This window comes from Micrococcus sp. GbtcB5 (assembly GCF_019091605.1).
GTDB classification, from domain to species: Bacteria; Actinomycetota; Actinomycetes; order Actinomycetales; family Micrococcaceae; genus Micrococcus; species Micrococcus luteus.
Map to the genome: position 1 here is coordinate 1 of NZ_JAGXJK010000012.1, position 20,143 is coordinate 20,143.

Sequence of the window (20,143 nt, forward strand, 5' to 3'; positions counted from 1 at the left end):
CTCGAGAGGATGAGCACATGTCACTCCTGGGTTGCGGGTCCGATTTCCAGAAGTCTAGTCAGCACCTGTGCGCCGGCACCGAGAGGGGCTCGGCAGGGCGCCCGCGAGATGCCTGAGAGGGGGATTCACGGAGGGTGTGACGAGGATCACCGACGGGCGGGAATGAAGCGCACGGGGGTGTGGTTGCACTGCACGACACCAGAACATGAGTCGAGGTGACTCAGGTTTCTTGACAGACCTTCCGCCCCGGTGGCAGGTTGAGTCCAGAACGCTCAAGGGCGGCCGGCACCGGTCGGCCGCGGTCACCTCGAGCAGCAGTCGACGAAAGGACACATGATGTCGCGAGCAGTGGGTATCGATCTTGGCACCACCAACTCCGTGGTTGCCGTCCTCGAGGGTGGCGACCCGGTCGTCATCGCGAACGCCGAGGGCGCCCGCACCACCCCGTCCGTCGTCGCGTTCTCCAAGGGCGGGGACGTCCTGGTCGGCGAGGTCGCTAAGCGCCAGGCCGTCAACAACCCCGAGCGCACCTTCGCGTCCGTCAAGCGCCACATGGGCACCGACTGGACCACCGAGGTGGACGGCAAGAAGTACACCCCGCAGGAGATCTCGGCCCGCACGCTGATGAAGCTCAAGCACGACGCCGAGGAGTACCTGGGTGAGAAGGTCACCGACGCGGTGATCACCGTGCCCGCCTACTTCAACGACGCCGAGCGCCAGGCCACCAAGGAGGCCGGCGAGATCGCGGGCCTGAACGTCACCCGTATCATCAACGAGCCCACCGCGGCCGCCCTGGCCTACGGCCTGGAGAAGGGCAAGGAGGACGAGCTCATCCTGGTCTTCGACCTGGGCGGCGGCACCTTCGACGTGTCCCTGCTCGAGGTCGCCAAGGACGAGGACGACTTCGCCACCATCCAGGTGCGCGCCACCGCCGGCGACAACCGCCTCGGCGGCGACGACTGGGACCAGCGGATCGTGGACTGGCTGCTCCAGCAGGCCAAGTCCAAGGGCGCGGACCTGTCCAAGGACAAGATCGCCCTGCAGCGCCTGAAGGAGGCAGCGGAGCAGGCCAAGAAGGAGCTCTCCTCGGCCACCTCCACCAGCATCTCGCTGCAGTACCTGTCCGTGACCCCCGAGGGCCCGGTGCATCTGGACGAGCACCTGTCCCGCGCCAAGTTCCAGGACCTCACCAAGGACCTGCTCGAGCGCACCCGCAAGCCGTTCGAGGACGTCATCAAGGAGGCCGGCGTCAAGGTCTCCGACATCGACCACGTGATCCTCGTCGGCGGCTCCACCCGCATGCCCGCCGTCTCCGAGCTCGTGAAGGAGCTGACCGGCGGCAAGGAGCCCAACAAGAGCGTGAACCCGGACGAGGTCGTCGCCATCGGCGCGGCGGTGCAGGCCGGCGTGCTCGCCGGTGAGCGCAAGGACGTGCTCCTGATCGACGTGACCCCGCTGTCGCTGGGCATCGAGACCAAGGGCGGCGTGATGGCCAAGCTCATCGAGCGCAACACGGCCATCCCGACCAAGCGCTCCGAGACGTTCACCACGGCCGAGGACAACCAGCCCTCCGTGTCCATCCAGGTCTTCCAGGGCGAGCGCGAGTTCACCCGGGACAACAAGGCGCTGGGGACCTTCGAGCTGACCGGCATCGCCCCGGCCCCGCGCGGCATGCCCCAGATCGAGGTCACGTTCGACATCGACGCGAACGGCATCGTGCACGTCTCCGCGAAGGACAAGGGCACCGGCACCGAGCAGTCGATGACCATCACGGGCGGCTCCTCGCTGTCCCAGGAGGACATCGACCGCATGGTCAAGGACGCCGAGGCCCACGCGGACGAGGACAAGAAGCGCCGCGAGGCCGCCGACCGCCGCAACCAGGCGGAGCAGTCCGCCTACTCCGTTGAGAGGCTCCTGCAGGACAACGGCGACAAGCTGCCCGAGGACGTCAAGACCGAGGTGCAGGCCGACGTCGACGCCCTGAAGGCCGCCCTGGAGAAGCAGGACAACGACGACGAGGTCGCCGCCGCGTTCGAGAAGCTCCAGGCCTCCCAGGTCAAGATCGGCGAGGCCCTCTACGCCCAGCAGGGCGCGGAGTCGGCCGACGCCGGCGCCGAGTCCGCCGCCCCGCAGGGCGACGATGAGGACATCGTCGACGCCGAGGTGGTCGACGAGGACGACGAGAAGAAGGCCTGACACCCCGGGGCCGGGGCGGGCGTCCACGCCCGCCCCGCCCGGAGGCCCACGACGCCGGCGGGCCGGCCCGGCAGCGCCCCTGCCGGGCCAGCCCGCCGGCCTTCCCGCACCACCCCCGCGCGGCGGACCCGCCGCGCCCACCCGCTTCGAAAGGACACACCATGAGCGCCGACCAGCAGCGTCCGCACGGCTCCTCCGACGCCGAGCGCGGCTCCGAGGAGGAGCCCATCGTGTTCAACGACCGTCGCCGCATCGACCCCGAGACCGGTGAGCCCCGCGTCTCCGCCGAGAGCGCGGCCGAGCAGGCCGAGGACGGCGACGCCCTCGCCCAGGCCGAGCGCATCCTCGACGAGGCCGGCGCGGAGGCCGGGACCGAGGCGCCGCAGCCCGCGGCCTCGGACCGCGAGGCCGAGCTCGAGACCGACCTGCGACGTCTGCAGGCCGAGTTCGTGAACTACAAGCGTCGCGTGGACCGCGACCGCGACCTGGCCAGGGACGCCGGCGTGCTCAAGGCCGTCACCGCGCTGCTGCCGGTGCTCGACGACATCGACGCCGCCCGCGCCGCCGGCGACCTGACGGACGGCCCGTTCGCCGCCATCGCGACCAAGCTCGACACCGTCCTGGCCGGCCTCGGCCTCGAGCGCCACGACCAGGCGGCGCTGGCCGGCGTCGAGTTCGACCCGGCCCTGCACGAGGCCGTGATGCGCCAGCCGCACGCGGAGGTGCCCGCGGACCACGTGGTCCAGGTCTTCCGCAACGGCTACGTCCGGGACGGCCGCGTGCTGCGCGCCGCCCAGGTGATGGTCTCCGCCGGAGACGAGTGACCCCGTCGGCCGGCGGCCCACCCCGCCGCCGGCCGACCCCCTGACCGATGCACACGAGAGGAGGCACCATGGCCTCGCAGGATTGGATGGACAAGGACTTCTACGCGACCCTGGGGGTGTCCAAGGACGCCTCCGATGCGGATGTGAAGAAGGCCTACCGCAAGCTCGCCCGCACCCACCACCCGGACCAGAACCCCGGGGACGAGGCGGCCGAGAAGAAGTTCAAGGAGATCTCGGAGGCGTACGCCGTCCTGAGCGACCCCCAGGAGCGCCAGGAGTACGACGCGATCCGCGCGATGGGCGGCGGCGCCCGGTTCTCCGCCCCGGGCGGTGCCGGCGGCGGCGGCTTCGAGGACGTCTTCGGCGGCATGTTCGGCGGCGGGGGCGGCCCCCGCACCACGCAGTCCGGGCCCGACCTGTCGGACCTGTTCAGCGGGATGTTCGGCGGCGCCGCCGGCCAGACCGGCGGCTTCGGCCCCGGCGGCTTCGGTGACGCCGGCTACGCGCGGCCGCGCCCCACGAAGGGCGCGGACCGCACCGCCACCACCACGATCTCCTTCCGCGGCTCGATCCAGGGCACCACGGTGTCCCTGCGCGGCCCGGACGGCGAGACGATCGAGGTGAAGATCCCGAAGGGCATCCGCGACGGCCAGAAGGTCCGTGCCCGCGGCAAGGGCTCGCCCGGCCCGGCCGGCCGCGGCGACCTGCTGGTCACCGTGCACGTGCGCGAGCACGAGTTCTTCCGCCGGGACGGGGACGACCTGCGGATCACCGTGCCGATCACCTTCCCCGAGGCCGCCCTCGGCGCCACGATCGAGGTGCCGACGCTGGAGCGCCCCGTGAAGGTGAAGGTGCCGGCGGGCTCCCAGTGTGGCCGCGTGCTGCGCCTGAAGGGCCGCGGTGTCGAGCGCGGGAAGACGACGGGTGACCTGCTCGTGGAGCTGCGCGTCACCGTGCCCACCACGCTCAACGACGACGCCCGCGCCGCCGTCGAGGCCCTGCAGTCCGCCACGGCCGGCGACGATCCGCGGCGGGAGCTGGCCCGGAGGGCAGCCTGGTGAGCGCCCGCGACGGCGCCGCCCGTGCGGACCGGGGCCGCGAGGGGGGTCCCGACCGGCACGCCCCGGTCTTCGTGATCTCCGTGGCCGCCGAGATGGCGGACATGCATCCGCAGACCCTGCGCCAGTACGACCGGCTCGGCCTCGTGGTCCCCGCCCGCCAGGACGGACGGCACCGCCGCTACTCCCTCGCCGACGTCGAGCGGCTGCAGACCGTGCAGGCCCTGAGCCGCGAAGGCATCTCGCTGGAGGGCATCCGCCGCGTGATCGCGCTGCAGCGCGAGGTCGAGCAGCTGCAGGACACCGTGGTCGAGCTGGCTGCCCAGGTGGACCGCCTCCACCACGCCTCCCGCCTGGCCCGCGTCTTCACCGTGGGCTCCGGCGGCGACGTCTCGGCCCGCTACGCCGACCGGATGGCCGCCCGCCGTCACGCCGCGGCACGGGCCGGGGCGGACACCGCGGGCGAGGCCCGCCCGAGCGGCCTGCGGAGGCTGCCCTCCGGCGGCGCCCGCCTCCGACGGGTGCCCACGTGGCAGTCCGAGCAGGACTGAGCCGGGCGTCGTTCGGGGCGGCCGCGCGGTCCCGCGTGCAGGAGCGGCTGCGCGCCGACATGGCCCGGCGCGACGGCCTCGGCCGGCAGGCCCGCAGCGCCCTGGACGGGATCGTCCACGCCCTCAAGCCGGAGGGCATGGACCCGCACCTGCCCGCCCGGCATCTGCTGGACTACGTCCTCGACGGCCCGGACGGTCCGCGCGCGGTGGTCGCCGCGGGGGACCCCGCGACCGCCACGCATCTGACCTGGCTCGTCTCCGGCATGGGCATCCGCCCCCAGACGGCCATGTGGGGGACGGCCCGGGAGGCCGCCCACCTCGCCGCCGCCCAGCGCGCCGCCGGCGCACCCCGCCCCGTCGTCATCGCGTGGCTCGGCTACCCCGCGCCCACACCCTGGCGGGTGGTGCTCGACGGCCCCGGCCGGCGCGGCGGCGCGATGCTCGCCGCGGATGTCCGGGCCTGGTGGGAGTTCCTGCGCCACGGGCCGGGGGAGGACGACGACGCCGCCCCGGCCCTGCGCGCCCGCGGGACCGCCGTGCACGGGGCCGTGGAGGCCCACTCGTACGGCTCGCTCGTGGCCGCGCACGCCCTGCGCCTGCTCGCGGACCGGGGCCTGCAGCCCGACGACGCCGACGCCCCGTGGCCGGCCGAGCGTCCCGTCGAGGCCCTCGTGGTCTCGGGCGCGGTCGGCCTGCCCGCCGCCCTGGCAGCCCGGGCCGCGCACCTCGGCCTGCGGTCCGGGCGGACGTTCCGCGCCCTGGCCCCGGGCGATCTCCTCGCCCGGGTCGGCCGCGCGGTCGGCCGTCGTCGGGACTGGACGGACGCCGCCGTGCTGCCGGTGGCCCCGCGGCCCGGCCTGGCGGGGGCCGCCGTCCGCGGCCACCGCACGGCCCGCTGGTCGCCGACGGCCCCCGGGGACGCCCCGAGGGGCTACCGGGACGCCGGGTCCGTGACGCTCGCGGCGACCGCGCGGGTGACCGCCGGCCTGCCGGTGCCGCCCGTCCCGGACGGCGCCGACCCGGCCGGGCCGGTCGCCCCGGCCTGAGCGGCCCCGTCGGGCCCCGTGCTCAGCGGCGGCGGTACGCCAGGTCGAACACGAGGCGTCCGGCCCGCTGGGACTTCGCCTCGAAGCTCGTGATCGGTCGGCCCTCGAACCGGGGCGCCCAGCCGCCCGCGTGGTCCACGGGGTCCGCGGCCGCCGCGCCGGCCCGCGCCTCACCCAGGCCGGCCCGCAGCGGGCGCTCCTCCTCGGCCGCGCTCTCCCATCCCGAGGGCAGCGGCTGGGCCCCCACCTCGGTCTCCCTGCCCTCGCGGCGCACCCGCGTGAGCGGGGAGCCCTCGCCCGCGGCGCGCCCGGGGAAGAGGTTCTCGAACTCCGGGTGCGCCTCGAGCACCTCGCGCATCTGCACGGCGTAGCCCGACCAGTCCGTCGCCAGCCGCAGCACCCCGCCCGGGGCGAGCACGCGCGCCACGCGGTCCGCGAAGGCGGGGGAGACCAGGCGGCGCTTGTGGTGCCGCTTCTTGTGCCACGGATCCGGGAAGAACACCCACACCTCGGAGACGGAGCCGGGCGTGAGCAGGGCGTCCAGCAGCTCGGGGGCATTGGCCTCCACGGCGCGGACGTTCTCCAGGCCCTGCTGCTCCACGCGCGTCATGAGCGCGGCCAGGCCGGGCACGTAGACCTCGACGGCGAGCACGTTCCAGTCCGGCCGGTCGGCGGCGGCCTGCGCCGTGGACTCGCCCAGCCCGGAGCCGATGTCCACGAGCAGGGGGGCCTCGCGCCCGAACACCCCGGCCCAGTCCAGTCGGGCCTGGGTGTCCACCGAGGTGGCGCCGCGGCCGCGGGGCACGTCCACGAGGACCCGCTGCGCCTGTCGGTCCCACACGGCCTGCCGCCCCGCGTTCAGGCGCGCGCCGCGTCGGACGAAGGAGACCGGCTCCCGTCGGACGAGGGCGGGGTCCTTGTCCCGATTGTGGTCGTGCGCGTGGACGCGCTCGGCGGGCGGCGGCACGGCGTCGGGGCCGGGTGCGTCCGGGCAGGGGCGGGGCAGGTGCTCAGTCATCGCCCCGATCCTGCCACGGCCGCGCGTCGACGGTGCAGACCGCGGCCGACGACGGCGCCCGGCGCCGGGGTCAGGGGGTGCTGCTGGAGCGGTCCCCCGACGTGGGCGACGCGGACGCGGAGGCCGTGGTGGCGGTCGGCTCGGGTGCGGACTCGGTCGGGTCCGGCGCAGGGTCCGTGGCCGGCGCGCTCGTGGACGGACCGGACGCGCTCGTGGACGGACCGGACGGGCTCGGGGACGTCGGGGTCGGGGACGTCGGGGTCGGCGTCGCGGAGGTCGGCGTCGGGTCGGGGGTGCTCGGCGTCGGACTGCCGGATCCCGTGCCCGACGGCGAGGACGAGGTGGGGGGAGACGACGGGGAGGACGGCGTGGCCGAGCGGGTGGGCGCGGGGGCCGAGGAGGACGGGGCCGTGCTGCTCGGCACCGGGGTGGTCACGCTGGGCGTCGGGGCCGCCGTGTCGGCGGGCGCGGACGGGGGCGGCACGGGTGCGCCGGTGGCCTCCTCCGTCCACGAGGACGTCTCGGGCTCCGGCTCGGGGGCGGGCTCCGGCTGCTGCTCCTCGGGGGTCGGGGTGGAGCGGTCCGGCAGACGCAGGTCGGCGGGGGCGGAGGCGGCGTCCGCGGCGACGTGGCCCAGGTCGGACAGCCAGGCGGTCGCCGTGTCCCGAGGGATCCGCACCGTCAGCACGCCCGCGGCGGCCGGCGCCATGGACGCCTGGTCCGCCTCGAGCATCAGGCTGCCGTCCGGCAGGAAGACCACCGCGTCCCAGACGCGACGGTTCTCCACCTGCTCCGGGGCGTCGACCGCCGAGTCCAGGCGCGAGCCGATCACGTCCGGGTCGTTGGCCATGCGCTGGCGCACCTCGGCGCGGAACGCGTCCCAGCCGTCGGGGGTGAAGAGATCGGCGGTCTCGAGCACGCGGTCCTCGCGGGCCGAGTACCAGATCACGTGCGAGGTGGACACGGAGTCCGTGCCGCGCCGCTCCGTGGCGAGCAGGCGGGCCGCGGCGATGTCCTCGGCCACGACGGCGAGCTGCGGCTGGATCTCCAGGCGCGGGTCCGCGCTCGGGTCGGTGTCCCGGCGGTACTGGTCGATCTGGTCGCGCACGGCCCCGGCCATGGCGTCCGTCCAGGCCGGCGCCCCGGACACCTGCAGCCACGCCCCGTGGTGGTCCGGGTCCTCGCCCTCGAGCACGGCGACGCTCGCCTCCGGCACCCGCTCGAGGTCGTGTGAGGGGACCTCGACCGTGAACGGGGCCATGTCCATGGACGGCAGGGCGGAGGCCGCCGTCGTGGCGGGCGCAGGCTCGGGCTGCGGCTCGGTGCGAGCACAGGCGCTCAGCGCCACCAGGGCGACGGCGGCCAGGCCGAGGGCCGCGCGGCCACGGCGGGGGGAGGGCAGGACGGGGTGCATGCGATTCACTTCCGGTGGTCGGAGGACTCCAGGATGGCCTCGACGCGGGCGGCCATCTCATCCGCGGTCGGCGGGCGCCAGTCCGGGTCGTTCCGGCGGCGGGCGTCACGGCGCAGGCGCAGGACCACCCAGATCGCGAGGAAGGCCAGGATCAGGACCAGGACGATGTTGGAGAAGACGTCCGCGTACTCGGAGACGACGTGGAACCGCTCCCCGAGCGCGTAGCCGCCGTAGACGAAGATCGCGTTCCAGATCAGGGAGCCCAGCGCCGTGAACAGGGTGAACTTCGCGAGGTTCATCCGCTCGATGCCCGCGGGGATGGAGATCAGGGAGCGGAACACGGGGACCATGCGGCCCAGGAACACGGTCCAGTAGCCGTATCGGATGAACCAGCGCTCGGTCTTGGCCACGTCCTCCATGTCCACCAGCGGCATGCGGTCCGCGAGGCGGTACATGCGGTGGCGGCCGAGCCACGCGCCGAGGCCGTAGAGGGCCAGCGCTCCGACGATCGAGCCGACCGTCGCCCAGACCAGCGCGGCATGCGGGCTGAAGGCGCCGCCGGCCGCGGTGAAGCCTGCCAGGGGCAGGATCACCTCGGACGGGATGGGCGGGAAGATGTTCTCCGCGAAGACGGCCAGGCCGACGCCGATCGGGCCGACCGCCTCCATGATGTCCACGACGATGTTGCCGAGCCAGCCGTAGTCGGTGGGCGCGGCGGCGGCCACGGTCAGGGGTGCGACGAGGGGGAGCATGCGCCCCATTGTCCATCATCGACCGCCTCCGCGACGTGGTGGAGGCGCCGACGTCGTCCGCTCTGCGCGCACAGCCGCGCCTCCGGGCGGGCGGGAGCGGGCTGCCGTTGGTACTGTCGGAGGTGCAGACCGCTCACCGACCGTTCGCGCCACACCCCACTCCACGTGCGTGCCGCGGGCCCTACTGGAAGGAAGACTCCATGAGCATCGTCCAGATTCCGCTGCGCCTGGCCTCCGGCGCGTTCATCCTGAACTCCGGCCTGAACAAGCGCGGCATCTCCGCGGAGCAGGCCCAGGGCCTGCGCGACATGGGCGCCCGCGGCCTGCCCGCGCTGGCCAACCTGTCGCCGGAGCAGTTCAAGAAGTTCCTCGTGACCACGGAGATCGGCGTGGGCTCGGCCCTGCTGGCCCCGTTCGTCCCGGGCTGGCTCGCCGGCTCCGCCCTGACCGCGTTCTCCGGCGGCCTGTTCTCGATGTACCTGAACACCCCGGAGATGACCGAGGCCGACGGTGTGCGTCCGTCCCAGGAGGGCACCGGCGTCGCCAAGGACATCTTCCTGGTCGGCTCCGGCCTGGCCATCACCGCCGACTCCGTGGCCAACCGCCCCGGCAAACGCCGCAAGGCCGCCAAGAAGCGCGCCGCCCGCATCGAGGGCGCCCGCGACGCCAAGGTGCAGGCCATCCGCGACGCCCAGGACGAGAAGGTCGCCGCGATCCACGCCGCCCGTGAGGAGCAGGTCGCCGGGGTGGGCGAGGCCCGTGACGAGCTGAGGAAGCAGGGCAAGAGGGCCAGACGCCGCCGCCGCACAGGTGAGGGGCCCCGCCCGGACCATGGTCCGGGCGGGGCCCCTCACGCATGTGCCCGCCCACCGGGCGGGCAGGCTCAGAGGTCGATCTCGGTGGGGTGCAGCACGCGGCGCAGGAAGTCCTGGGTGCGCGGCTGCTGGGGGTCGGAGATCACCGCGGCGGCCGGGCCGGCCTCCACCACGACGCCGCCGTCCATGAACACGACCCGGTCGGCCACCTCACGGGCGAAGCCCATCTCGTGGGTGACCACGAGCATGGTCATGCCGTCGCGGGCCAGCTGACGCATGATCGCCAGGACGTCGCCGACGGTCTCGGGGTCGAGGGCCGAGGTGGGCTCGTCGAAGAGCATCAGCTGCGGGTCCATGGCCAGCGCACGGGCGATCGCCACGCGCTGCTGCTGGCCGCCGGAGAGCTGGTCCGGGTAGCGGTCCTCGAGCTCGGCCAGGCCCACGCGGGCCAGCTGCCGACGGGCGATGTCCGCCGCCTCGGCCTTGCCCCGCTTGAGCACCTTGAGCTGGGCCACGGTGCAGTTCTCCAGCACGGACAGGTGCGGGAACAGGTTGAACTGCTGGAACACCATGCCCACGTGGCGGCGCAGCACGTCCAGGTCCACGTCCTCGTCCGTGACCGTGAACTCACCGACCGTGACGACGCCCGAGTCGGGCTTCTCCAGCAGGTTCACGCAGCGCAGGAGGGTGGACTTGCCCGAGCCGGACGGGCCGATCAGGCACACGACCTCGCCGGGGGCGACGTCGAGGTCGATGCCGCGCAGCACGTGGTTGGCGCCGAAGGACTTGTTGAGGCCGGCCACGTGCACGCCGGCGGCGTCCGCGGCGGCCACCGCGCCGAAGGATCCGGTGATGGGGTTCTGCTGGGCCATCTCAGTGCCCCTTCTTGGTCGAACGGGCCTCGAACCGGCGGGCCAACAGGGACAGCGGCACGGTGATCACGAGGTAGAACAGGCCGGCCACAAGGATCGGCGTCATGCCGGCGTCGAGGGCGGAGATGCCGTCGCGACCGAACTTGGTGAGCTCGTACTCGTGCGCGGCCAGGCCGAGCACGTAGACCAGCGAGGAGTCCTTGGTCAGGAGGATGACCTCATTGGTGAGCGGCGGCAGCACGATGCGGAACGCCTGGGGGATCACGATGGTGACCATGGCCCGCCACGTCGGCATGCCGAGGGACCGGGCCGCCTCCATCTGGCCGCGGGGCACCGCCTGCAGGCCGGCACGCAGGGTCTCGGCGATGTACGCGGCCGAGACCATGCCCAGGGCCACCATCACGACGACGGGGATCGGCCAGGACACCCCGAACGCGAAGGGCACCCCGTAGCCGAAGGCGAGGAACACCAGCAGCGCGGGGACGCCGCGGAAGAACTCCACGTAGGCGGTGGCCAGCCACCGGTACGGGCCGAACGAGCTCAGGCGCATGAGCGCGAGCACGATGCCGCCCAGCAGGCCGACGACGAACGAGGTGACCGTGTAGAACAGCGTGTTGCCCAGCCCCACGAGGATCACGTTGGGGAACATCGGGGCCACGGCGGGGAAGTTCAGGACGTTCTCGGCGAGCGCGCCCCAGTCGATGAGGACGGCCAGGACGACGAGGGCGAGGACGAAGACGGCCGCCTGGATGATCAGGGACAGCCGACGACGGCGGCGCGCGCGGCCGGGCTTCATGGCCGGTGCCGGCGAGACGGGGGCCTGCGTGCTCATCGGTAGTCCTCCTGTGCCTGACCGAACCAGCGCTCCTGGAGCTCGGCCACGGTGCCGTCGTTGCGCAGCTCCTGCAGCGCGCGGTTCACGGCGGAGCCGAGCTGCGCCTTCTGCGGGCCGACCGCCATGCCGAGCTGCTCGCCCGTGGGCAGCGACTCGACCACCTCGAAGCGATCGTCGTCCTTGAGGGAGTAGAGCAACACGGACTGGTTGCCCAGGGCGGCGTCCACGGTGCCGGCCTGCAGGGCCTGGACCTGCATGCCGCCGTCCTCGAACTGCACGGGGCTCAGGCCGTTCTGCTGGGCGTATTCGTCGCCGGTGGTCGCGGCCTGCACGCCGATCCGGCGGCCCTTCGCGGAGTCGACGTCGGTGATGCCGGAGCCCTTCTTCGCGACCAGGACGAGGTCGTCGTCGAGGTAGGGGAGGGTGAAGGCCATGACGCGCTGACGGGCCTCGGTGATGGAGATCGACGAGGCGTTCACGTCGCAGCCGGTGAGCGAGGCACCCGACTCGATGGCCTCGAAGGAGGAGTCGATCACGTTCACCCCGAGGCCCAGCTTCTCCGCCACCGCCTCGACCAGCTGGATGTCGTAGCCGGTCAGCTCACCGTTCTCCTCGAACTCGAAGGGCGGGTAGGGGACGTCGGAACAGACCGTCAGGACGCCGGGCTGGACGAGGCCGTACGAGGTGCTCAGGTCGTCGTCGGACACGATGCCGGCGGATCCGGCGTCGCCGCCGAGGACGGCGCAGCCGGTGAGCAGCGCCGCCGACGCGGTGAGCCCCACGGTGCCGAGGAGGCGGGAGTGGATGCGGGTCATGGAGGGCCTTCTGTGTCGCCGTCGGGAGGGGGCGGGTCGGAGGGAGCCGGCAGAGTGACGTGTTCCGCCGTGATTGGTGGTCATCGTAGTGCGTCGGGCCCGTCGCGGGCGCCGGGAGACGGCTCGTCGCCGCGGAGCGAGCCGATCGACCGGTGGCCCTGCCGCGACCCGCCTCCGCAGGCGAAAGCTGGCCCTGCGCTGTGGGGATTGTCAGGCTGGTCACATCGTCGTCACCCGGTCTGAGAGGTCTCTCATGCTCCGCCCCGCCGCCCCCGCTCGCCCCGCCGTCGCCCTGTCCCTGCTCGCCGTGGGCGCCCTCGCGCTCGTCGGCTGCGGCGGGGGAGGCGGCGAGGCCTCGTCCTCCTCGGCCGACGCGTCCGAGTCCGCCCCGACGGGGGCCGGCTCGGACCTCACGGACGAGCAGGAGGAGCGCGTGGAGGCGCTCGAGGACGTCCTGCTCACCCCGGAGACCGCGCCCGGCGGCGTGTTCACGGGCATGGAGACCCAGGCCGGCGGCGGCGAGCCGATCAGCACCAGCCTGAGCCTGACGGGCGTCACCCCCACGGGCGCCTGCGCGGACCTCATCGAGCAGATCAACACGCAGCAGGTGCCCGGGCTCGGCGGTGCGCTGGCCCAGTACGAGGTGGACCCGGCCGCCGTCACCGGCCTGGCCGGTTCCCAGGCCGGGGCGTTCGGCATGGTCGCGGTCACCGACGACGGCACCGATCTGCTGGCGCCCTTCGGCAAGCTGGCCGACACGTGCGGCACGTTCGGCGACCCGGACGGCGTCCAGGCGGCCTTCACGAAGGTGCCCGGCGTGCCGGACGCGGTCCACATCGCTCTGGGGAACTCGGGCATGGACACGGCCCTGTTCACCATGACCGTCGGCGGCGTCACGGACGGGGACGAGCTCGTGTACCTCGGCATGGTGGGCCTCGACGAGGAGATCGCGGCCGAGACGCTGCGTGCCCAGGTCGAGGCGTTCGAGGCCCGGGAGCGCTGACCTGTCAGTCGTCGGGCCGGGACGTCGGCTCGAGGCGGGCGCCATCGTCGGACACCGGGTCCGCGTGGAACGGGCTGCCCGAGCTGACGTCCTCCGGGTCCCGCCGCCCCGACTCGACCGCGAGGAGGCGCCCCTCCTCGGAGAGCAGGGGTGTGGCCTCGATCGTGAGGTCCTCGCCGGCGCGCACGGCGTCGGCCACGAGCCGGGCCAGGCGGCGGTTGCGGGCCTCGTACCGTTCGGAGGCCTCGAGCACCGCGGTGTGCCGCGTCGCCAGCTGGATCTCGACGGAGGCGTCGATGCCGACGGCCAGCTGGCGGGCACGCAGCACCTCCGCGTCGAAGGCGGCCCCGGCCAGCAGCACGATGCACGCCACCCACGCGAGGGCGAGCACGCCGATCGCGGAGTTGATCCGCCCGACCACGGCGAACTGGCCGAACCGGTCCGTGATCCAGCCCAGGGCCACGGTGGCGCCGAAGAGCAGGACCACCACGGCCACGGCGCCGAGCGAGAGCGGGCGGTAGCGGGGCTGCCGGACGTTGGGCCCCAGGCGGTAGGCGAGGGTCACGATCAGGGCGATCACCACGAGGATGACCGGCCACTTCACCACGTTCCACGTCTGGACCGTCTCCTCCGGCAGGCCGACGGCCTGGCCGAGGCGCAGGGAGAGGTCGCCGCCGACGACCACCAGGATCGTGATCAGCACGGCGCCGAGCATGAGGGCGAGCGTCTCGACGAAGACCACGAGGCGGAAGTGGAGGAAGGGCCGGCCCTCGCGGGTGTCGTGGATGCGGTGCATGGCCCGGTGGAACGCGCCGACGGCGCCCGAAGCGGACACCACGGTGCCGACGGCCCCGAGGACGACGGCGCCGGTGCCGGGCCCGGCCGAGCCGAGGGTCAGGATCCATTCGCGGACGACGTCGGGCGTCAGCGACGGCCAGATCTCGGCGGCCAGGTGGGCCGCGGCGTCCACGGTCTCCTCCTCGACGCCCAGCAGCGAGACCACGGAGAGCAGGGCGATGACGGTGGGCAGCAGGGACAGCGCCCCGAAGAAGGTCATGGCGGCGGCCACATCCCAGACCTGCAGCTCGAAGAGCCGGTGCAGGGTGCGGCGCAGGACGTACAGCAGGGACACCCGCGGTCGGGTGTACGTGCGGAGGCGCCGGGGCGCCGCTGTGGAGCCGGCCATGGCACCAACGTACCGGCGCGAGGGGGAATAGCCCTGGTGCGTGGAGGGTTGAGCTATATAGACTCAACTTCGTCTGCGGCGGGAACGGCCCGCGGTCGACGGTTGTCCGACACCCCGGGACACGGGAGAGAAGGAGCCAATAGTCCATGGATGCCAAGTTCACCACCAAGAGCCAGGAGGCGCTCTCGGCTGCGGCCATGAACGCCTCCACCGCCGGCAACCCCCAGGTCGAGCCGGCCCACCTGCTGAAGGCCCTGATGGACCAGCGGGAGTCCGTCGCCGTGGCCGTCCTGAAGGCCGCCGGGGCCGACCCCGACGCCGTCTCCACGGCGGCCTCCTCGGCCATCCGACGCCTGCCCTCCACCCAGGGCAGCACGGTGGCCCAGCCCCAGTTCTCGCGCGCCGCCCTGCAGGTCGTGCAGAACGCGCGCACCCAGGCCGAGCAGCGCTCGGACGAGTTCGTCTCCACCGAGCACCTGCTGCTCGGCGTGGCAGCGGACTCCGGCGAGGCCGGTGAGGCACTGCGCTCGAACGGGGCGAGCCTCGAGGCGCTCGCCGCCGCCCTGACCCTGGTGCGCGGCGACTCCCGCGTCACCACCCAGGACCCGGAGACCACCTTCCAGTCCCTGGAGAAGTACGGCACGGACCTCACCGAGATCGCCCGCTCCGGCAAGCTCGACCCGGTGATCGGCCGCGACGCCGAGATCCGCCGTGTGGTGCAGGTGCTCTCGCGCCGCACCAAGAACAACCCCGTGCTCATCGGCGAGCCCGGCGTCGGCAAGACCGCCGTCGTCGAGGGCCTGGCCCAGCGGATGGTGGCCGGGGACGTCCCCGAGTCCCTGCGCGGCAAGACGCTGATCAGCCTGGACCTGGGCGCCATGGTCGCCGGCGCCAAGTACCGCGGCGAGTTCGAGGAGCGCCTGAAGGCCGTCCTCGAGGAGATCAAGGCCGCCGAGGGGCAGGTCGTCACGTTCATCGACGAGATCCACACCGTCGTGGGCGCGGGCGCGTCCGAGGGCGCCATGGACGCCGGCAACATGCTCAAGCCCATGCTGGCCCGCGGCGAGCTGCGCCTGATCGGCGCGACCACCTTGGACGAGTACCGCGAGAACATCGAGAAGGACCCCGCCCTGGAGCGCCGCTTCCAGCAGGTCTTCGTGGGCGAGCCCAGCGTGGACGACACGATCGCCATCCTGCGCGGGCTCAAGGAGCGCTACGAGGCCCACCACAAGGTGGCCATCGCCGACTCCGCGCTCGTGGCCGCGGCCACGCTGTCCCACCGGTACATCACCGGCCGCCAGCTGCCGGACAAGGCCATCGACCTCGTGGACGAGGCCGCCTCACGCCTGCGCATGGAGATCGACTCCGCCCCGGAGGAGATCGACGTCCTGCGCCGCCAGGTGGACCGCCTGACCATGGAGGAGCTCGCCCTCGAAGGCGAGACGGACCCCGCGTCCATCGAGCGGCTCGACGCCCTGCGCGCGGAGAAGGCGGACCGCGAGGAGGAGCTCACCGCCCTCACCGCCCGCTGGGACGCGGAGAAGGCCACCCTCAACCAGGCCGGCGACCTGCGCGCCAAGGTGGACGAGCTGCGTTCGCTCGCCGAGAAGGCCCAACGCGACGGCGACCTCGCCGAGGCCTCCCGCCTGCTGTACGGCGAGATCCCCGCGCTGGAGAAGCAGCTCGAGGAGGCGGACCGCGCCGCCCGCGAGGCCGACCGCTCGGCCACCGAGCCGATGGTCTCCGAGGAGGTCACGGCGGACGACATCGCCGAGGTGGTCTCCGCCTGGACCGGCATCCCCGCCGGGCGCATGCTCACCGCCGAGTCCGAGAAGCTGCTCACCATGGAGGAGCACCTCGGCGAGCGGCTGATCGGGCAGCGGGACGCCGTCGTCGCCGTCGCGGACGCGGTGCGCCGCTCGCGGGCCGGCATCGCGGACCCGAACCGGCCCACGGGCTCGTTCCTGTTCCTGGGCCCCACGGGCGTGGGCAAGACCGAGCTGGCCAAGGCGCTCGCGGAGTTCCTCTTCGACGACGAGCGCGCCATGGTGCGGATCGACATGTCCGAGTACGCGGAGAAGCACTCCGTCTCCCGCCTGGTCGGCGCCCCTCCGGGCTACGTCGGCTACGACGAGGGCGGCCAGCTCACGGAGGCCGTGCGGCGTCGCCCGTACTCGGTGGTGCTGCTGGACGAGGTGGAGAAGGCCCACCCCGAGGTCTTCGACATCCTGCTCCAGGTGCTCGACGACGGCCGCCTCACCGACGGCCAGGGCCGCACCGTGGACTTCCGCAACGTGATCCTGATCCTCACCTCGAACCTGGGCTCGCAGTTCCTCGTGGACCCGACCCTGGACGAGGCCGCCAAGCGCGAGTCCGTGATGTCCGTGGTGCGCGGGGCGTTCAAGCCCGAGTTCCTCAACCGCCTGGACGAGATCGTGCAGTTCGACGCGCTCACCGTGGCCGAGCTGACGCGGATCGTGGACCTGCAGGTCGAGTCCCTGCAGGCGCGCCTGACGGACCGCCGCCTCACCCTCGAGGTGTCCGACGCCGCCAAGGCGTGGCTCGCCGCGACCGGGTTCGACCCGGCCTACGGCGCCCGGCCCCTGCGCCGCCTGGTGCAGCGCGAGATCGGCGACCGCCTGGCCCGCGGCATCCTCGCCGGGGAGATCGCGGACGGGGACACCGTGGTCGTGGACCGTGTCGAGGGCGAGAACGGCCTCACCGTGACCCGGAAGGGCTGACGCCGGGACCGACGGACCGTGTTCCTCCTCCCTCTGGCGCGTCGGGGGCGGTTTCGGGTGGTATCCGGCCTGGATACCACCCGAAACCGCCCCCGACGGCATCTGTGAGACGGACGGAGCCGCTCGGGTCAGCGGGTGCCGAGGGCGTCGGCGTCCTGCTGGAGGGTGCCGATCAGGTTCGCCACCGCGCGGGCCGTGTGGGTCAGCGTGGTGATGGAGACGTTGTCGATGTCGTCCTGGGGCGTGTGGTAGTTGTCGTCGCGGATCGAGAGCAGGCCCGTCGAGGCGATGCCCGCGTCCACGAACGGCGCGTAGTCCGAGCGGCCGTTGCTGCCCTCGGGCTGGTGCGTGTGGCCGTCGCGGTCGAGCTGCGCGCCGAGCAGGGACTCAGCACCGATCGACCAGTCGGCCGTGAGCACGCCGAGCGTGTTCTGGTGGTCCAGCGGGGCCACCATGTCCAGGTTGGTGTAGAGGATGATGTCCTCACGCTCCGCGGCGGTCAGGGTGTCCACGTAGTGGTGCGAGCCCAGCAGGCCGATCTCCTCGGCACCCCACAGGGCGAAGCGGACCTTGCTCTCGGCCTTGTTGGCCTTGGCGGCCTGGCGCGCGACCTCGAGGGTCGCCGCGACGCCCGAGGCGTTGTCGTGGATGCCCGGGCCCTCCGGCACGCCATCCAGGTGGGCGCCGAGCATCACGACGTCGTCGTCGCTGCCCGTGCGCGTCTCCGCCAGCACGTTCCAGGTGGGCCGCTGCTCCACAAGCTGCTCGAGGTCCAGGGTGACGGTGGCGCCGCCGGCGCGGGTCTGGGCCAGCAGATCGGCGCCCAGCTCGCGGGTCACGCCCACGGTCCCGACGACGTCGCCCGGCGCGGCGCCCAGGGTGCCGTTCAGCGCGCCCTCGGCGTTGTTGTAGATGATGACGGCCTCGGCGCCGGAGGCGGCCGCGACCTGGGACTTCTGGGCGAAGGTGCAGTCGCCCCGGGAGACCAGGGCGACGCTGCCGGTCAGGTCCGCGTCGGCCCAGTCCGCGTCGGCGCAGCCGGTGGCGGCGCCGGCGGGGGCCGCGAGCGGGGCGTCGGTGACCTGCGCCGAGGGCGAGGACGTGAAGACGGTGTGCTCGAGGTCGCGCTGGACGGGTCCGGTCTGCGCGAGCCGGTCCCGCAGGGTCTCGGTGTAGGTGATCTCGAACTCCTGGAGCTCGACGTCGTAGCCGGCCTCCTCGAGCTCGCCCACGGCGTAGTCGAGCGAGGCCTGGAAACCCGGCGTGCCCGCGGCGCGGTTGCCGTGCTCGTCCGCGATGGCCGCGAACGCCTCGATGTCCTGGCGGAGGTGGTCCGAGGAGATGGATCGGACCAGCTTCTCCGGGGAGTTCGGGTTGCCGCCGGCACGGTTCTGGCCGGGGCCCAGGCCCCGGTCGGCGGTCTGCGTGGTGGCGGCGCTGGCCTTCGCCGGGGCGGCCGGGGCGGCCGGGGCGGCGAGTGAGACGGGGGCGGCGGTCAGCGTGGCGGCCAGGGTAGCGGCGGCCAGCAGGGTGGGGGTGCGGCGCATGGGCATCCTCATCGTAGGAGTGGGTGTGACGTACGCAACCTAGCCGGTCGTCCAGCGTCCGTACAGGGTGTGTGTCACGCCCGTCCAGCCGGATGCCGCCCGTGCCGCGGCCGCCCGCGCCGCACCCGGCGCCACTGCACGCCCCGCCGGACCGGGCCGGTCGTCGTCGTCCACAGGCCGTCCGGCGGGTCATGTATCCTTGTCCGCACGAACCATATTGACCAGTGAAGACCTCGGCGGGCCCCTGTGCGCCACAGATCCGAGGCGGCGAGAGATGCGAAGGGGGTCACGCTCATGGGGCGCGGCCGTCAGAAGGCGAAGGCCACGAAGCAGGCACGGGAGATGAAGTACTTCTCTCCCGGAACAGACCTCTCGGCACTGGAGCGAGAGCTCACGGGCGGACGCACGCGCGGCCCGGAGCAGGACCAGGAGCCCGAGTACGAGGATCCGTACGCGGACCTCTACGCGGAGGACGAGGACGACGACGCGCGGGCGCGATGACGCCCGCACGGCATCCGGCCCTGGACGGGCATCAGGCCGCCCTGCGGTCGATCGCCAGGGTGGTGGATGAGACAGCACCGCTGCAGGACCCCGAGACGGCGTCTCGAGGTCTGCTGCGTCTGATGGAGGAGTCCCGCCCGCTCGTGATCACCGGGGCCGGCGTGTCCACGGACTCCGGCATCCCGGACTACCGGGGGCCGAACGGGTCCCTGCACCGCCACCGGCCGATGACGTACCAGGAGTTCCGGGACGACCCGGCCGCCCGCCACCGCTACTGGGCGCGCTCGTTCGTGGGCTGGCGCCGCATGGACCAGGCCCGCCCGAACGAGGCGCACCGCATCCTCGCGCGCTGGGCGGCCGAGGGGCGGATCGCCGGCGTCCTGACCCAGAACGTGGACGGGCTGCACGCCGAGGCCGGACGCGCGGCGGGGATGCCGGAGGACCGGCTGATCGAGCTCCACGGGGACCTGGCGCGCGTGGCCTGCCTGAACTGCGGGGCCACCGAGTCCCGCCGTGACCTGGACCTGCGGCTCGAGGCCGCCAACCCGGGCTACCTCGAGCGCGTGGCGATCGACCCGGACGCCGTGAACCCCGACGGGGACGTCTCCCTCGACCAGCACTGGGTGGAGGAGTTCACGATGGTCGGCTGCCGGGTGTGCGGCTCCGTGAAGCTCAAGCCGGACGTCGTGTACTTCGGCGAGTCCGTGCCCCCGGCGCGGCGCGCGGCCGCGGAGGCGATGGCCGACGACGGCGGCACGGTGCTCGCCGTCGGCACCTCGCTGGCCGTGATGAGCGGCTACCGGTTCGTGCTGCGGGCCGAGCGGGCCGGGCATGAGACGGGGCTGATCAACCTCGGCCCCACCCGCGCCGACGCCAAGGCCCGCTGGCGCTGGCGCGCCCCGGTCGCCGACGCGCTGGCCTGGCTCGACGCCCGCCTCTGACCCCCACCCACGTTTTCGTGCGGGAAAC

17 protein-coding genes are annotated in these 20,143 nt (G+C 73.4%); 9 read left to right on the forward strand and 8 right to left on the reverse strand.

Annotated elements, in window-relative coordinates; all coding sequences use genetic code 11:
• The first annotated feature begins 336 nt into the window (after positions 1–336).
• From dnaK to KVS67_RS05900, 5 genes are all read left to right on the forward strand, one after another.
• Entirely contained in the window at positions 337–2,196 is a 1,860-nt protein-coding gene (gene dnaK, locus KVS67_RS05880) for a molecular chaperone DnaK (protein ID WP_036383683.1), read from the forward strand.
• Positions 2,197–2,357: 161 nt separating this feature from the next.
• Positions 2,358–3,020 carry a nucleotide exchange factor GrpE gene (locus KVS67_RS05885; RefSeq protein WP_036383663.1) on the forward strand — a complete coding sequence of 221 codons (663 nt, stop codon included), beginning with the start codon at positions 2,358–2,360 and terminating at the stop codon, positions 3,018–3,020.
• A 68-nt stretch (positions 3,021–3,088) separates the two neighbouring features.
• Positions 3,089–4,081: a DnaJ C-terminal domain-containing protein gene (locus tag KVS67_RS05890; protein WP_036383665.1), complete on the forward strand. Its 993-nt coding sequence runs from the start codon at positions 3,089–3,091 to the stop codon at positions 4,079–4,081.
• Positions 4,078–4,629 (forward strand): heat shock protein transcriptional repressor HspR, encoded by a 552-nt coding sequence (locus KVS67_RS05895; protein ID WP_036383669.1) that lies wholly within the window; start codon positions 4,078–4,080, stop codon positions 4,627–4,629. The genes KVS67_RS05890 and KVS67_RS05895 overlap by 4 nt, the downstream gene beginning before the upstream one ends.
• Positions 4,608–5,675, forward strand: a complete 1,068-nt coding sequence (locus tag KVS67_RS05900; RefSeq protein ID WP_235186512.1) for an alpha/beta hydrolase — start codon at positions 4,608–4,610, stop codon at positions 5,673–5,675. The genes KVS67_RS05895 and KVS67_RS05900 overlap by 22 nt, the downstream gene beginning before the upstream one ends.
• 22 nt (positions 5,676–5,697) lie before the next feature.
• Here KVS67_RS05900 and trmB read toward each other — a convergent pair whose 3' ends face one another.
• The 6 genes from trmB to KVS67_RS05935 all read right to left on the reverse strand — a co-directional run bounded on the left by trmB (position 5,698) and on the right by KVS67_RS05935 (position 12,196).
• Positions 5,698–6,693 carry a tRNA (guanosine(46)-N7)-methyltransferase TrmB gene (trmB, locus tag KVS67_RS05905; RefSeq protein WP_135039862.1) on the reverse strand — a complete coding sequence of 332 codons (996 nt, stop codon included), beginning with the start codon at positions 6,691–6,693 and terminating at the stop codon, positions 5,698–5,700.
• A 70-nt stretch (positions 6,694–6,763) separates the two neighbouring features.
• Positions 6,764–8,107, reverse strand: a complete 1,344-nt coding sequence (locus KVS67_RS05910) for a hypothetical protein (protein ID WP_043280891.1) — start codon at positions 8,105–8,107, stop codon at positions 6,764–6,766.
• A 5-nt stretch (positions 8,108–8,112) separates the two neighbouring features.
• The gene (locus KVS67_RS05915; RefSeq protein ID WP_036382290.1) at positions 8,113–8,859 is read right to left on the reverse strand and encodes a DedA family protein; all 747 of its coding nucleotides are present in this window, start codon (positions 8,857–8,859) and stop codon (positions 8,113–8,115) included.
• An 883-nt stretch (positions 8,860–9,742) separates the two neighbouring features.
• A complete protein-coding gene (locus KVS67_RS05925; RefSeq protein ID WP_002853962.1) occupies positions 9,743–10,546 on the reverse strand; it encodes an amino acid ABC transporter ATP-binding protein in 804 nt (267 codons plus the stop codon).
• A 1-nt stretch (position 10,547) separates the two neighbouring features.
• The gene (locus KVS67_RS05930; RefSeq protein ID WP_020626482.1) at positions 10,548–11,378 is read right to left on the reverse strand and encodes an amino acid ABC transporter permease; all 831 of its coding nucleotides are present in this window, start codon (positions 11,376–11,378) and stop codon (positions 10,548–10,550) included.
• A complete protein-coding gene (locus tag KVS67_RS05935; RefSeq protein ID WP_036314235.1) occupies positions 11,375–12,196 on the reverse strand; it encodes an ABC transporter substrate-binding protein in 822 nt (273 codons plus the stop codon). Before KVS67_RS05935 ends, KVS67_RS05930 begins: the two co-directional genes overlap by 4 nt.
• Before the next feature lie 253 nt (positions 12,197–12,449).
• On the opposite strand from KVS67_RS05935, the gene KVS67_RS05940 reads away from it, so the two are divergent.
• Positions 12,450–13,199 carry a hypothetical protein gene (locus KVS67_RS05940; RefSeq protein ID WP_243733625.1) on the forward strand — a complete coding sequence of 250 codons (750 nt, stop codon included), beginning with the start codon at positions 12,450–12,452 and terminating at the stop codon, positions 13,197–13,199.
• A 4-nt stretch (positions 13,200–13,203) separates the two neighbouring features.
• On the opposite strand, the gene KVS67_RS05945 is transcribed toward KVS67_RS05940, so the two are convergent.
• Positions 13,204–14,385 carry a YihY/virulence factor BrkB family protein gene (locus KVS67_RS05945; protein ID WP_036314237.1) on the reverse strand — a complete coding sequence of 394 codons (1,182 nt, stop codon included), beginning with the start codon at positions 14,383–14,385 and terminating at the stop codon, positions 13,204–13,206.
• 146 nt (positions 14,386–14,531) lie between these two features.
• Between KVS67_RS05945 and clpB the strand changes: the two genes are divergently transcribed.
• Entirely contained in the window at positions 14,532–17,126 is a 2,595-nt protein-coding gene (clpB, locus tag KVS67_RS05950; RefSeq protein WP_070709419.1) for an ATP-dependent chaperone ClpB, read from the forward strand.
• Between the two features lie 128 nt (positions 17,127–17,254).
• Here clpB and KVS67_RS05955 read toward each other — a convergent pair whose 3' ends face one another.
• Positions 17,255–18,673 carry a M20/M25/M40 family metallo-hydrolase gene (locus KVS67_RS05955; protein ID WP_051995232.1) on the reverse strand — a complete coding sequence of 473 codons (1,419 nt, stop codon included), beginning with the start codon at positions 18,671–18,673 and terminating at the stop codon, positions 17,255–17,257.
• A 294-nt stretch (positions 18,674–18,967) separates the two neighbouring features.
• On the opposite strand from KVS67_RS05955, the gene KVS67_RS05960 reads away from it, so the two are divergent.
• Both KVS67_RS05960 and KVS67_RS05965 read left to right on the forward strand, forming a co-directional pair.
• Positions 18,968–19,174 (forward strand): DUF3073 domain-containing protein, encoded by a 207-nt coding sequence (locus KVS67_RS05960; RefSeq protein ID WP_036314242.1) that lies wholly within the window; start codon positions 18,968–18,970, stop codon positions 19,172–19,174.
• The gene (locus KVS67_RS05965; protein WP_036314243.1) at positions 19,171–20,115 is read left to right on the forward strand and encodes a Sir2 family NAD-dependent protein deacetylase; all 945 of its coding nucleotides are present in this window, start codon (positions 19,171–19,173) and stop codon (positions 20,113–20,115) included. Before KVS67_RS05960 ends, KVS67_RS05965 begins: the two co-directional genes overlap by 4 nt.
• The last annotated feature ends 28 nt before the right edge of the window (positions 20,116–20,143 follow it).